At 66.1% G+C, this 14,240-nt stretch carries 9 protein-coding genes; 3 read left to right on the forward strand and 6 right to left on the reverse strand.

Annotated elements, in window-relative coordinates:
• Positions 1 to 155: 155 nt before the first annotated feature.
• The 6 genes from ACTWPW_RS49985 to ACTWPW_RS50010 are packed head-to-tail and all read right to left on the reverse strand — an operon-like array spanning position 156 to position 11,015.
• Positions 156 to 1,310, reverse strand: a complete 1,155-nt coding sequence (locus tag ACTWPW_RS49985) for an acyl-CoA dehydrogenase family protein (RefSeq protein ID WP_443172999.1) — start codon at positions 1,308 to 1,310, stop codon at positions 156 to 158.
• Between the two features lie 45 nt (positions 1,311 to 1,355).
• Positions 1,356 to 2,411 carry a thiopeptide-type bacteriocin biosynthesis protein gene (locus tag ACTWPW_RS49990; protein WP_443173000.1) on the reverse strand — a complete coding sequence of 352 codons (1,056 nt, stop codon included), beginning with the start codon at positions 2,409 to 2,411 and terminating at the stop codon, positions 1,356 to 1,358.
• 19 nt (positions 2,412 to 2,430) lie between these two features.
• A complete protein-coding gene (locus ACTWPW_RS49995) occupies positions 2,431 to 5,217 on the reverse strand; it encodes a lantibiotic dehydratase (RefSeq protein WP_443173001.1) in 2,787 nt (928 codons plus the stop codon).
• An 18-nt stretch (positions 5,218 to 5,235) separates the two neighbouring features.
• Entirely contained in the window at positions 5,236 to 6,852 is a 1,617-nt protein-coding gene (locus ACTWPW_RS50000) for a nitroreductase family protein (protein WP_443173002.1), read from the reverse strand.
• Between the two features lie 39 nt (positions 6,853 to 6,891).
• Positions 6,892 to 8,847 (reverse strand): TOMM precursor leader peptide-binding protein, encoded by a 1,956-nt coding sequence (locus ACTWPW_RS50005; protein WP_443173003.1) that lies wholly within the window; start codon positions 8,845 to 8,847, stop codon positions 6,892 to 6,894.
• Positions 8,835 to 11,015, reverse strand: coding sequence for a TOMM precursor leader peptide-binding protein (locus tag ACTWPW_RS50010; protein ID WP_443173004.1), 2,181 nt, complete (start codon positions 11,013 to 11,015; stop codon positions 8,835 to 8,837). The genes ACTWPW_RS50005 and ACTWPW_RS50010 overlap by 13 nt, the downstream gene beginning before the upstream one ends.
• A gap of 319 nt (positions 11,016 to 11,334) precedes the next feature.
• On the opposite strand from ACTWPW_RS50010, the gene ACTWPW_RS50015 reads away from it, so the two are divergent.
• The 3 genes from ACTWPW_RS50015 to ACTWPW_RS50025 form a co-directional block, all read left to right on the forward strand.
• The gene (locus ACTWPW_RS50015) at positions 11,335 to 11,538 is read left to right on the forward strand and encodes a thiazolylpeptide-type bacteriocin (RefSeq protein WP_443173005.1); all 204 of its coding nucleotides are present in this window, start codon (positions 11,335 to 11,337) and stop codon (positions 11,536 to 11,538) included.
• Between the two features lie 142 nt (positions 11,539 to 11,680).
• The gene (locus ACTWPW_RS50020; RefSeq protein WP_443173006.1) at positions 11,681 to 13,603 is read left to right on the forward strand and encodes a TOMM precursor leader peptide-binding protein; all 1,923 of its coding nucleotides are present in this window, start codon (positions 11,681 to 11,683) and stop codon (positions 13,601 to 13,603) included.
• A gap of 395 nt (positions 13,604 to 13,998) precedes the next feature.
• Positions 13,999 to 14,240, forward strand: a 242-nt coding sequence (locus ACTWPW_RS50025) for a helix-turn-helix domain-containing protein (RefSeq protein WP_443173007.1), incomplete at its 3' end; no start/stop codon positions are given.

Below are 14,240 nucleotides of genomic sequence, written 5' to 3' on the forward strand. Positions count from 1 at the left end.
AGATCCAGGCGCGGAAACGTCGCATTGTGCGGCCAAGCAGCAATCGCCGACACCAGGCGCGCCGACCAGGGCATGATCGACGGATCAGCAGATGTATTCGGCCTGCTGATCCATCGATCGGGGCCGTGCCAGGGCCGTCTCCTCGCGGCGGGATGTCAGAAGACAGGCACGGCGGGGGCGAGGCCGAAGCGGACACGTCCGGCGGATTCGAAAAGACCTGCGGAGTGGTTGTGATGCTGGAGCGCCACCATCCCGTCGCGGAAAAGCCGCTCCACGGCGTTGCCCCGGTAGATCGCGGCGGAGCTGCCGAGCTCGTACATGGCCACCAGCACTTCGCGGCTGACCAGCGCGGCGTGGCTCATCGCGGCGCGCAGCGCGGCTCGTCGTTGGAGAGTGACAGGCTCGGCGCTCTCTCCGGCGAGGTCAAGGTCTCGCGCCGTGGACAGCAGCAGTAGCCGGGCGGCCTGCAGCGCAGCTTCGGACCGTGCGATGACCGCCTGAGTGTGTGCCGACTCGGCCAGCGTGCCGCCGGTGACCGTTCTCTTGGAAATCGCTAGGTCCACCGTCTCCTCGATGGCGGCCTGGGCGACCCCGAGGAGGACGGCAGAGCAGCCGGGTAGGACGAGCGCGGGAATGTAGCCCTGATAGCGCGGCCGCTGGATGCGGGCCGGCAGGTCGACGCGCGCGACCAGCTCGTCGGGCACCATGGCGTCCTGAACCACGACGTCATTGCTCCCCGAGCCGAGCAGGCCGCTGACATGCCAGGTGTTCTTGACAGACACCTGGTCCCTGCGCAGGACGAAGAACCGCACGTCGGGCATGCCCGCCTCGGTCAGGCGCAGGCTTGTGCCCTCCCTGATGAGGCCGGCCAGGACGAGCCAGTCAGCGCGGTTGCTGCCGCTGACGAGCTTCCAGTAACCGGACAGCCGGTAACCCCCTTCGCACGGTACGGCGGTTCCGGGCATGCTCGAGCTCGCGAAGACCGGCTTGTGGTCCGATCCCCAGATCCGGGCGTTACCCGGCACGTCGAGCAGCGCGCCGATGAACCCCCAATTGGCGTTCCACACGATCCAGCCCACCGAGGCGTCCAGCCGGCCGAAGCTCTCGTACACCTTCAACACGGTCTCCAGCGGGGCTTCGAAGCCGTCGAACTCCCTGGGGGTGAGCAGATGGAAGGCGCGGCTGTCGCGCAACTCCCGCAGCAGCTTCTCAGGGAGATCCCGCTCGGCCTCCATCTCGTCGGCGGCGGCCCTGATGGCGGGCTCCAGCTGTGCGGGAAGATCCAGCGGGTTGGGTGTAGGCATCGTCATGTGCTCATCTCATTCGCGGGGACATGGTCGGCAAGCCGCCGTGCGTCAGGACGCGGCATTGTCCTGAAGGGTGCGCGCCAGGATGTAGGCCAGATAGGCCTCGTCGGCTATCGTCAGCCCGAGCCGGTTGTTCGTCATGTGGACGTACGACGCGAGCAGGTGTGGCAGGAGCACCTCGCGGTCGGAGATCACCTTGGGCGTTTTGGAGCTGAATGCTCTGAGGAAGGTGAGCTTGCCGGCGGTCCCGTGTTCCAGCACCTGCTCGTGCAGGGTCTCCCAGTGCCGGGCCCACAATGACCGGAAGCCGGTCAGCCGGTCCAGCTCACCCCGCTGAATGGTGCTGTGCGTGTCCACGAACCGGGTGGCCAACTCGTCCTTCATGGTGTCGTAACACAGGCGGTAGCTGGCGGCGCTCGCTTCCGCGATGCGGGACGACGAGCTCCAGTAGTCAAGGCCGAACGACGAGTTCCAGTAGTCGTGGTAACGCTCCAGAAAGTGCGTCATTCGGCGGGCGTCCCGCAGGAAGACGGACACGCTGATCATCATGAGCTGGGCGGCCAGGCCCAGCAGCACCGGCCGGATATGCACGTTGGTCGTCTGCAGCAGCTTGATCACGAGGTCGCTCGAGAACTCGAAGTGCCGCTCCGCGAGGGCCACCCCGGCAGGCCCTCCGTAGCGATGGTATTCCGGCTCATAGGTGCGGTAGTGAAACGTGTTGTTGTCCTGGACGGGGATGCGGCCGTCCGGGTACATCCGGCGCCGCTCGGTCTCGTCGGGATATTCCATGATGAACAGATTTTCCTGCGCCTTCAGCATTTCCTGGTCGAACTCGTAAAGCGCCGGTCGGCTCGACAGAAACTCCTGGACGGTGACCTCAGCCGCTGTGCGGACCGCGGGAGTGGCCGCCTCCGTAACTGGCTTCAGTCGTAGCCGGACGTGCGGGCCTTCCATCCAGTAATTGATGAAGAAGTATTTCTCCAGCAATCCGCGGCTGCGAAGGTCGTGCACCAGCGGTGCGACGCAGTCGGTCAAAAGCGGTTGGGAGTTGGCGCTGTAGAAGATGTGCAGCGCCTGCCACTGCCCAGACGGCTCCGATGTCATCCGTGTCTTCCTTGTCTGCTCAATGACCGCGCAGCGGCCGGGTCGTGGCGGTGATCTCGATGGTCTGCTCGGCCACGTACCGGCCGTCGGCCGATTTCAGCCAGATCTGCTCGACGTCCGGCAGCATCTCCTCGAGAGTGACCAGGCGGTTGCCTTCATGCGCCAGCCGGTCCAGCAACTGGAGCGAGAGAACGCTGCCGAAGTCGATGTACTGCGGTTTGAACGTCGCAACGGCACCGCTCGTGTCGGGATTGAGCGGCGTCGCGCCGAGTGAGGCGAAAACCCGCTGCGGCAGGCCGTTGTCCCGCTGCCACCTGCGCCAGGCGAGGAACCAGTCCGCGTCGCCGTTCGCGGCGGCGCGTGCGGGAAAGAAGTCAGGGTGCACCGTCCACCTGCGCCTTGACACGATCACGTTGCCGACGCGCACTCTGGGCCGCCGCCTGATCGTCTTGACCTGCTCTTTTACGTGTGTCCCGCCCCACATGTCGATCGTGGCGAATATGTTGCGGGAGAACAGCAGCATCGCCCGCTGCACCTTGGGCAGCGCCGGCGGAATGATGAAGCCCAGGTAGACCGGGATGACCTCGCGGCCCAGGCGCCACGAGTAAAGCTTCAGCCGGCCGGTCTTCTCATCGTGGAGCACGCTGAGCTCGTCCACTGTGATCTGTTCTGACTCGCTCCGGAAACTCACGTCGCCGGGACAGGCGAGTTCGTACGGTGTGATCGCCGGGTGCAGATTGAGGTTCGTGGTGTCGTATCCGCCCGTGACCTCCGCGAACACCGCGTCGGCCGGTTGCAGCTTGGCGAGTTCGGCACGGAGCTCGGCGGCCAGCCCACCGCGTTCGGTGTCGTCGAAGCAGTGCATGAAGCGGGAGAACAACAGAGTCAAGCCACTGTAGGTCTGGTTCACCACCGCGAACGGTTCACCGTCATCGTCGCCGAGCTGGACGAAGAAGCTTCTCGGCTCGAGGTCGAGCAGATGGCCGGGCACCAGACCGGCGACCTCGTCGACGAACTCGTCGTCGAGCCTCACGTCGGTGTCCGACGCCGCTGCCAGTTTCATCCGGCGTATCAGTTCTCTGCGCGCCTCTCCCATGGACTCCACTTCGGGCAACCGCAACCAGTTGGGGTCGGCGAGGTAGGCGCCTTCCTCGTCGAAACTCGGCCGCGAGATGACCTTCAAGTAGTGCGCGTAGTAGTCCTGGTGAAATTCGTGTACGAAACGCAGCACGTCATCGCAACGTCCACCGATTCCGTAGCGTGCGGTGAAGAAGCCGTGCAGGCTGAGCCGTTGCGGCACCGTGGAATCGAACAGGGGCAACAACCGCGCCACCTGACACAACGAGGGAGTCAACGACCGCCGCCACGCCTCCGGGTCGGCCACCGCGCCGTCGCCGGCGACGCTCAGGTCCTCGTACACCAGATTGCTCGGCGTGCTGGGCTTGGACGCGCCGAGTTCGCGCTGCGTCTCTTCCAGGATCGTCCTGATCGTGCCGATCAGCTTGCGGCGGGCCTCGTGATCGGCTGATGGGTACTGCTTGACCAGCTCCGAGGTTTCTCCGAGGCTGTCGGCCACCGCCTGCGCCCACGGCGCTTGCAGCCGTAGCAGATTGTGCCGGAACGATTCCACCGGGTCCGCGCTGTGGACGTCCAGATGCAAGGTCGGCGCCACGAGCAGGCCGAGCTGGACCAGGCGCCGCAGATATTCGCGCACGTCCTCGAGGGAGCGGTTCGGCCGGTCGGCTGCGCTCAGCTGTTCGGCAAGGTGGCCGAAGGACACCTCGGTCAGCTCACCGAGGATGCGCATGACCTCCTCCAGCAGGATGCCCTGGCGGAGGTAGAACAGGTTCTCGCGCATGCTGTCCGCGCCCGTGGGGGTGTCGTCGTTGCCGACGACCCGAACCCGCCGCACGTAGCGCACCCGCTCCGCGTCCGCCCGTGAGCCCGAGGTCAGGCGCACCGGCAGCTCCGGCCGTAGGGCGAGCTGGTCGACGATGACGTCTATCAGACGCGCCAGCGTCGCGACGTTGAGGCGAGCGTGGCTGCGCCAGGGGACCTCGAGGTCGATGGTGGGGAAAACGGACCCGCTGCCGGGCACGAACCGCCCGAGCGCGACCGCGGTGAACGTGCTGAAGGGGCTCGTTTTGCAGGCCATGCGGTACGCGTACTCCAGCAGCGACCGTTCGATGCGGCGCGCCCGCTTGTTCAGCGGGCCGGCACCGGCGTCGAGATAGGCCGGCAGGTAGCGGTCCAGCGAAGGAGACGCCAGCAGCACGCCATGGCGCAGCCTTGGATCGCGGGCGAGTTCACGCAGGTGGGCACGGGCCAGGTCGGCTTCCTCGGTCAGAATGGCAGTGCCCCGCCGGAGTTCCTCGTCATAGGCGGAGCGCTGATCCAGCCAGGTGAGCAAGGCGTCGCGGCCCTGGCCGTCAAGATGTCCGGCGAGGGTCCTGGCCGATGCCACGTCTTTGGGAAGCCGGCGGTTGAAGACATCGCGCCGAAGCGTGAGGAGCCGGCGGCGTTGATGCTCGTCATCGTTGTCCGCGACGGACTTCTCCAGTGCGTCGACGATCACCTGCTTCGCCGTGTCCATGGCGGTCTCCGCCGTCAGCAGGGCGTCGGCCCATCGCGTCCCCCTCGGGTTGCTCAGAGGGGCCACGGCTTCGATGGGCATCCCGGCCACCCGCAGCATGAACTGCGGGGTGACGATCCATCGCCTGTCGTCCTCTTGGCCCACCGGGGCGCCGTCCGCCGCGGAAGGAGCACTCATGCCACGCCTGGAACCCGGGTTCAGCACCGGGATCACCTCCTCGGTTCGGTGAGATCAACTGAGCCGGAAGTGGAAGTCCGGCGCCTTCTGCCGCTCGCGCCCCAGCATCATGATCAGCAAGGGCCACTCGTGGTCCTCGTCATCGCGGCTCAGGTCCGCTTGCCTGTTCAGGTGTTCGGCGTACGACACGTTGTCAAAGCCCAGCGCGGCCCCGCAGCCGATGTTCGCCGCGGCCGCGGCCAGGTACATGGCTTGGGCGGCGGCTCCGACCTCCGCGTTGAGGAAGCGATAACCTCGCTGGCCGGTGGCCGCCATCACCGCGTGCGGCCGTGCCAGCACCATGACGACGGCGCCGACCTGTTCCATGTTGTAGTTGTTCAGGAAGTAGTTGCGTTGCAGGAACGACGTGCTCACCCCGACGCCGAGGGGCAGCAGCGTGTTGCCGGCGACGTCGTAGTCATAGGCGTCCCGGGGGACGCCATCGACATGGTTGGCGAGCACGGCCAGCCTGGTCAGCGCCGGCGTTCCGTCTGGGTGCTTGACGTCCGAGACGAGCCGGGCTCCGAGTGTGCCGGCACGCAGCACCGCACCCAGTTCGGCCTGGGAAAGGCGGTGTTGCGCGCTGAATCTGCCGAAGCTGCTGCGCCGGCTGCGCAGAGCCTCCCGCACGGTGGCGTTGAGCGGGACCGGATCGGCCAGCTCGATTGCGCCGCCCTTGCCGCCGTCGTGGCTCGGTCCCGCCGTGGTCAGCCGCTCAGCCGATGCGGGCAAGGGGGTGGTGATGGTCGAGGCATGCACCCGCTCGACCATGGGATGCCGGACGACGGTGCGTGACCTCTCGCTGGGCACGGCGTCGACGCGAAGCTCGTGTCGCCCGTTTGCGGTCAGGCTTGCGCCGCCGCCAGGCAGCGGCACCACGGCGAACACGCTTTCCTCGTGGGTTTGCACGCCCAGCAGCCGGTTCAGAGCCTCCTCATCGAAGGTGAGCAGCGGGCGCAGCGGCGCTCCGGCCGCCCGTGACCACAACTGCCAGGTCCCGAGCGCCGTGCCCACGTCCATGGTGACCGCGTGGTAGCTGAAGGTCCGGTATTTGAAGGCGTTCTTCCAGAACTTGATGGTCACCAGCAGGAACTGCTCGCCTGCGGCCTGCGCCGGCGCGATCGCCCGGCGCACCTGACGCGTCAAACCACCGATCAGCAGCCTCTGGACGCCATGGTGGGCCGGCGAGTAGTTGTAGACGCCCGGCAACATCGGCCCGCCAGGCCCACAGACCCAGTAGATCTCGAGCGGATAAAGGCCACCACCGGACGCCGTGCCGCGAGACCAGATCGCGAGCGGGTAATGCGGCAATGACCGCGAGTCATCGTTGGCCGTCACAGCCAGCCGCCGGCCGCCGTACGCGTAGGAGTCCCGCAGCATCTCATACAGCATCGGCATGGTGAACGCGCCGCCGTGCTCGGGCACCTGCCCAGCCAGACTCTCTTCCAGAGAGGCCAGCGCAACCGTCGCCATCGGTAGCGGAACCGGGCTGACGCCAGGGTAGACATTGTGCTTTCGTGGCTGGTCGGCCCAATCGGGTTTGAACCCCGGGCCCTCCATCGGCGACCGGTTACGACGCGTGATCGCGGCGATATAGTCGCTCGCCGTCTCGATGGCCTGCTCTGTGTCCATAGATGACTCCTCAAGTCCGCGCCGTACCAGCGAGCCGGTTCATGGGAAGGGGTGCGGAGCCCGGTTGAGCTCCGAGGCTTCGAGATCTTTGCCGCGGATGCCGACCCGGCGCAGGACAGTGCGGGTCCGGGTCATGTGCAAGGCACGCTGACGGCTCCATCCGAAGTCGATCGGCACCAGGCCGGGGATCACCACACTCGCCGTGTGCAGGGGGATTTCCGCCTGCTCCGGAGACGTCTGGTCCACCACGATGACGTCGAAGCCGGCCTTGACCACCGACTGAACGCAGAATCTGAGGTCGTCCAGCAGATCCAGGCTGCGTGGCCGCTCGCGGTGCCAATCCCGGAACACCGTCTCCACCGAGGGCAGATCAGCCGGTCGGCCGTTGCCGCCGTTGCCAAGGAGATGCGCGGCGTGCCGGGCCATTTCGGGCAACCCGTAGAGCGAGGCATGGTCGGACAGCGAAACAACCTTGTCGAAGTCGGCCGCCTTCAGCGTGAGCTCTTCGGCGCGCAGCTTCGTGTGATCGGCGAAGTCCGGAATCGCGGAGGCGACCTCGTACAGGCCGGAGGCTATCGCCTCTTCGGGATCGAAACTGGCCCCGGCCCCGAAGAGCAGCCTGCCCATGCCGTCGTCTCTGCGTTGCGCGAGGACCACCACGACGGGCATCGGGAATTCGACTCTGGCGTCGAACAGCCGGATGTCGTACCCGTACATCGAGATCCGGTCCATCATCAGGCGGCTGCCGACCGTCGTACAGCTGTGCGGGTCGATCTCCCGCAGTCGCAGCTTGGTATACCAGGCGATCAAGAACGCGTCACGCTCGATGAGTTCGAGCATGGCGTGGAGTATCGCCTCTTCAAGGCAGCCACCGGAGGCGCACCCGTTCGAGCATTCCTGCACGAATCTGCCGGCCTGGTCGATCAGGTGGTAATAGGTGATCGACGCGGGGACCAGAAGGGGACGTTCATCGCGCAGGGAGTAGCCCCATACCCACGGAATCACCAGATCGGGGTGGTAGGGCACGTAATGACGGCTGCCGACGTAGAACTCGTCGGCGTAGAGGCCGCATTCGGCGGGATCCAGTGCTGAGCCCCGTAGGTTGCGGTAGGTGTCGACCACCGGCCTGGTGAATCGTCGAGGCTGAGTGCCGGCGATCCGCTCGTGGGCTTCCATGATCGCAAGGCTCGTGCTGCGGGCGTAGCTGTCGGAGTGGCCCGCCCAGATCGTCTCATGGACGTATTCGCCGCCTCGGATGCCGATCCGGCCGTGCACGATCGCCGTCGTCCGGCTCGTCATACCCGGGGTCGCGTCGGTGCCGGCCATTCCGCAGACAGGGTTCGCGTACGCCTCCGGCTCCAGATCGACGTCGGCGACCGAGTTGACCCGGAAGTCGTTGATGGATCGTTTGGGCCGGCTGCGCAAAACCAGGCGAGCGGCTTGCGCGCTGTCGTCGACCGGAGTGCCGCATCGCGGGCATTGCGCGTCCGCGACGATCGGATGACGTCGCAGCGTCAGATCTTTCAGCCGCAGTTCGTACACGAACGGATGGCCCTGCCGATCGGCAGGCCTTAACTTCGGTGGCACAGTGACGATCTGCAGGACGCTCTGCCAGATCGCCTCCAACGCGAACCGGGCGAGAAACGGCGATGTACGGTGCGCGATGACCGGACCTCCGCCTTCCAGCGCATCGCGTTCCATGCCGCTCCGCAGCTGCCGCCACCGTCGTGCCAAGCAGTGGAAACAGGGCCGTTCGCTGTCGAACGGGCCGATCAGCGCGGTACTGCCGGACAGATGGACCGGCATGAGTCCTGTCGTGTCCGTATCCGAGACGTCGAGGTGCAGGGTGTCCTGTACGTCGAGCAGCGCCACGCGAAGCGTCACGGGACGGTCGAGTTGCGCGGCACTCCGGGCCATCCGGTCGCGCAGGTAGTCGGCGACCAGTCGCCGGCCGTCCGCGAGTACCCGTGGGACCCGCTGATTCACTTCTTGCATCGCGCCAGCAGGACCCGGCAGGTCACCACAGTCGCCTGCGACCTGAGCTCGGGGGTCGTGGTGTCGACGACGAGTACGTCATAGCCCTCGTCAGCGAGTTCACCGACGAGGCCGGCAACATTGCTGGGCGGGTCGTCCGGCGAGGCCGGCAGCGGATCCCCGGACGCGTACACGGTCCTGGCGTCGAACCCGGCCAACAGCGGCTCCCCGAGGTCGACTTGCTCCACCTTCGCCAACGTGTGCATCTGAACCAGTCCGGCGAGATCCCTCAGGGCGCCGATGAGCGCGGCTTCCCGGGACAAGGCTGCTTGGACGGTCCACAGCGGTCTGTTCGCGGAGTCATGGGTTCGAGCGAGAACGACGCCGGCATTGCGCCGGCGGGAGAGCTCGAACACCTCGGGCCCGATGTTCAGGTTGTCGAAGGTCCTCAGCAAGAACTCCAGTTCGGAACCGGTTCCAGGAGTCCCGTAGCGGATCGGGCGAGGCATCCCCCGTCCTGAGACGGTGGCGGTCAGAGCCTCGTACGCGACAGCCGACAGCAGACCCGCACCGACGGCCTCACCGAGGGTCGCTCCGGCTCCATTGCCCGCACCGGTCCGTTCGAACAGCAGGTCGGCGTTGAGCGCCGACAACGGGTGCACCGCCGCGGCCGGCACCAGCCGCTGTTCCCCGCCCGTCAGGGACGTCGCAGAAAGCCAGGAGAGCGTCTCGCGTCCGTCCACCGCGATCCCCGCGGAGATGGACAGGTCGGTCGGGACGACCGCGTGCCGCATCTGCGGCGAACCGGTCACCGCATGCCGGGCGTTCGCCACCTGACCCACATAGGCGAGCAGCGCGGCGCGTATCGCGCTACGGCGCGCGACAGGCACGTAGTGCAGATCGAACGCCGTGATCAGCCGAGGACGCATGTCGGGGCCGGCCTGAGCGGCCAGCCGGACCCTGCTGACCTTCAGCGGCGACTGGTCCAGCGTCACGTCGTCAAATGACGACAGCACACCTGTGTAGAGGTCGACCATCTCATGGGCCTCTTTCAGCAGCGGTCCGAGCCGCTGCTTGTCATGCTCATCGGCGGCGAAGGGTGGCGGCGCCTTCTCGTGGACGACGGCCGCCGCGATGGGTTCGGCGGCGCCGAAGTCCTGATGCTCGGCGCAGGAGGAGCAGAGCGGATGAGGCCACAGCCGCTCACGCCGGGCCTCCAGCGTCGAGACGTGCTGGATCAGGACGCCCTGCTCCGTCTCCGGTGTGAAACAGCCGGTGACCAGCCGGAACAGGTCGAAAGCAAGCGCGTTGCCCACCATCGCGGCGAGTTGCGGACCGAGTCGTGGAAAGCTCGAACCGAGATCACCGCATGCGATGCCGTGCCACAGGGCGGCCGCATCGCGTGGCTCGGCGTTGGCTCCGTAACGGAGCATGGAGCACATCCAGCAGCCCGCGGCCGCCGGGCGGGTGATCGGGCCGATGAGCACCCTGGAGCCGATCGAAGTGGCGGGCAGCACCACTGGGCCGCCGTTCACGCCGACGTCAATCAGCCGCCGCAGCGCGGCCATCCCGATGTCGTCGCTGGACGCGACCACGAAGTCGTATCCGAGCAGGGCATGCGAGGCGAGGGCGTCGTTCACGGTGAGGCCCAGCGACCGAACCTGCGGGGGACATCCGGCCCCGGTCAACTCCGCCACGCACTCGGCCAGCCCCGCCATGACCCTGTCGGCGTCCGCGGCGGCGCTGTTCGGCGAAGACGCGACCAGGCTCAGTGAACCAAGTCCATTGCGTAGCAGGCTCTCGGCCGCCGCCCGATTCACCCGGCCGGTGCCCAGCATCAGCACCTTGGCCGCGCGGAAGCGCAGAAAACGCGCCTTGGCCCCGTCGACAAAGTGTTCCACATAGTTCAGCTGGGCGGCGAACGCCTCCGCGACGGCGGGGTCCATATCAACCTCACCCGTCAGGTGCACGTTTCGCGCGAACCCACGCTCGATCAGCGAACGCACGAGGGTGACGAGCATCGCCTGCCGTTCCGGCGCAAGCCGCGCGCACAGATCGCCGACCGTGTGTTCACCCGTCAAATACGGCGCCAGCGAGCAGATGAAACGGTACGCCCACTGCCCTTTGACGACGTACACCTTCTCAGGGTTGCGCACCACGACTTTGTCGCCGACGTCGTAGAACAGCACGTCATGGCCCAGCCTGGGGCGAAGAGCAAGATCATCAGATTCCGGAGGCTTCGCCCGCCCCCCACCTGGCTCAAGCTCGGTAGCAGTCATTATCGAATCACTTCCTTGGTGTTTGAGGTTGAGCACAGAATCACTTGGAAATGCCGAATCGGCTATTGCGGGCAATCTCCCCGACGGGCGTCGACCGTCCAGACCACGAGTATGACCGCCGGCTGTTTCACCTGCCTGTCAACTCCTTCCGCGGCTGACAGGCAGGTGAAAGCAGCCGCTGTCATGCTCTGCCTGTTCGGCTCAACCGTGCGATTGAAAGGAAGCCGCGATGCAAACCATCACCGACAAGCCGCTCACGGACCTGTTCCAGGAGCTCGAGCAGCTGGGAGCGGAGACTTTCGAGGTGTCGGACTACACCGACGTCGACATCCACCTGGCTCCCGTCGCCGCTGCCACCAGCTGCTGCGGGTCCACCAGCACCACGAGCACGAGCTGCAGCAGCGGGAACACCTCGTGCCTCCTGGACGAGTAACCTCCGGCAGCGCTGATCGTGAAACGAGATAAGCGCGTCGTCATCGGCCTTTTCCCGGCTCGATGACACCTCTCCGGCTACCTGTGATATCCGCGGGTAGCCGGCCCTTGATTTTTTCCTTTTCTCGGGAAAGGCGGAGTGCGTGACATTGGCAACGAAGCATGACAATGAGGCCGGTGAATCAGCGCCGGATAAACTCCTGCGCTACCTGGATTCGCGGTCGGGAAAGGGGATACCGCCCGACGTGACGGTACTCGGCCTGCACGACGCCACCCGCCCACGCCTGCCAGAACCGGAAAAGGGTCATGGCCTCGTTCCGATCCAGCTCACCGCAGGGACGGCCATCCTCGGACCGGTGGTCGCCGACCGTAGCCGCCCTGCCCCGTGCGGGCAATGCCTGGCCCTGCGGTGGCAGCGCCTGCGCGCCGCGCCGGAACGTGATGCGATCGAGACTGGGCGGCAGATATGGTCGACGTCTTCCTCGCCGTACTTGACCCCGTTCGCACTCGAGTCGATATGGCAACTGTGGCTCCTTCTGCAGACACAAGCCATGGACGACGAGAACCAACGTCCGGGGATCGCCCCTGTCTACGAGTTGAATCTGCGGACCCTGCAGGTGTCGCGGTTCGAGTTGCTGATGGACGCCGCGTGCCCCGTATGCCTGCTGCGAGAACCGGACACCGCCGCTCGCGCCCTCCTCGATCTGCGTTCACGGCCGAAATCGGCTCCCGACCGCTATCGGGAGCGTCACCTGCGGGACTTTGACCTGCCGGTCTCGGCGCTGACCAATCCGGTCTGCGGCGTTGTCGGCCGCCACGCGCATCGCGACGACCTATCCCCTACCACGTCGCCGAGTTTCGGCATGTTCCAGTTCCGTGGCAGTAACGGCCTGCAGGAGATCCAGTGGAGCGGCCAGACCGATTCATTCGGAACCAGCGAGACCAGCGGGCTGTTCGAAGCGCTCGAACGTTATGCCGGACTCGAGCAGCGGCGCTGGACCACGGTCGCCGTCGGTTCCTTCAACGAATGGTCCGCAGAGGCGCTCGATCCCCGGCAGTGTGGAGTCTACGCGGACAAGGTCTACGAATCGGGTGCCTACTCGAGGTTCGACCCCACTCAGCCGATTCCATGGGTCTGGGGCTACTCACTTCGTGACAAGCGAGCCGTGCGGGTGCCGCAGCGCACCGTTTACTACGGCGGGGTGGAGAGCACTCACAACTTCGTGATGGAGTGCTCCAGCGGCTGCGCGAGCGGCGTAAGCATCGAGGAGGCGCTTCTGCATGGAATGCTCGAGCTGATCGAGCGCGATTCTTTCCTGCTCGCGTGGTATGGCAAAGCAGCGCTTCCCGAAATCGATCCGGCCTCGTGCCGGAGAAAGTCACGCTTCGCGATCGACCGCCTGCGACTCTGCGGCTACGACGTGCGCCTGTTCGACATGAGAGTCGACCTCTCGGTGCCCGCTGTGCTCGCGGTGGCGGTCCGTCGAGATGGCGGTCCCGGTACGCTGACCTTCGCCTCCGGCGCGTCCCTGGATCCGGAGGACGCTGTGGCATCCGCGCTGTCAGAGGTCGCCTCTTTCGCGCCGACCCTGCCTGAGCAGTTCGCCGGACGTACTGATCAGATCCAGGCAATGGTCGAGGACTTCAACAAGGTCCGTACGCTGATCGACCATCCGTCACTGTTCGCGTCGCCGAGAATGGCGCACCATGCCGACTTCCTGTTGTCCGACAGACCTCTGGCCCCGCTGGCCGAGTTGTACCAGGATTGGGAGCGTACTCGACCCAGGAGCACCGACCTGCTGACGGACCTGTCGTACTGCCGCGACCTGTTGATCGATGCCGGTCTAGACGTACTTGTTGTCGACCAGACGGCACCGGAACAGGAGCTGTTGGGCCTGCGGACAGTGCGCGTGATCGTGCCGGGATTACTGCCCATCGACTTCGGCTGGTCGCGACAGCGCGCCCTGCACATGCCCCGAACCCGTAACGCATTCCGACGCGCCGGATGGCGGACCACCGACCTGGACGATTCAGAATTGCATCAGGTGCCACACCCATTCTCCTAACTGGTCACGCCGCACCGAGAGATGTACGGCACCGCTGACAAACTGCCCGCGGTCACCGGCGGCGGCGGGCGGGACATCGCCGAGCGACTCAGCCGGGACGGCGCCACCGTGTTCTATGGGGCCGGGCGCGATTTGCGCGAGTTACTAAGCAGGGCACGTGATACAGCGATGAAACGCGACGTGGAACGCTGCACTATTGACATGTTCAGACGCCAACTCTTCTCGCTAGCAACGGCGCAGGATTCGGGGGCGCCGAACCCGCCGTCCTCAGGGGGTGGATGTAGTCCGGAAATTTCCAACGGATTTGCTGGCCTGCGGCGCTACAGAGGTTGAAAGTCTGAGGTAACACGGCGTGGTTGCGTGCTCATGGCGGGGCTGGGGAGTATGCCGGTGGGATGCGTTATCCGGATGGTGGTGGTCTGAGCCCGGCGGCGCGAGTCAAGCGTGAACGGGTCTGCTTGGAGGCCGCCGGGCTGTTCGCCGCGGGCATGTCGCCGCCTGCGGTGGCCGAGCGTCTGCGGGTCTCCCGCAAGTCGGCCTATGTCTGGCACAAGGTCTGGCGCACGGCAGGGGCCGAGGCGCTGGAGTCGAAAGGACCGGGTGGGCAGCGCTGCCGGCTCAGCGATGCGCAAGTGGA

The sequence above is a fragment of the Nonomuraea sp. KM90 genome (genome assembly GCF_052246675.1).
In the GTDB taxonomy this organism is placed as follows: Bacteria; Actinomycetota; Actinomycetes; order Streptosporangiales; family Streptosporangiaceae; genus Nonomuraea.

Coding starts and splice junctions, on each gene's coding strand:
- ACTWPW_RS49985 (WP_443172999.1), bottom strand. CDS start 1,310: ATGACGATGCCTACACCCAACCCGCTGGATCTTCCCGCACAGCTGGAG.
- ACTWPW_RS49990 (WP_443173000.1), bottom strand. CDS start 2,411: ATGACATCGGAGCCGTCTGGGCAGTGGCAGGCGCTGCACATCTTCTAC.
- ACTWPW_RS50000 (WP_443173002.1), bottom strand. CDS start 6,852: ATGGACACAGAGCAGGCCATCGAGACGGCGAGCGACTATATCGCCGCG.
- ACTWPW_RS50005 (WP_443173003.1), bottom strand. CDS start 8,847: ATGCAAGAAGTGAATCAGCGGGTCCCACGGGTACTCGCGGACGGCCGG.
- ACTWPW_RS50015 (WP_443173005.1), top strand. CDS start 11,335: ATGCAAACCATCACCGACAAGCCGCTCACGGACCTGTTCCAGGAGCTC.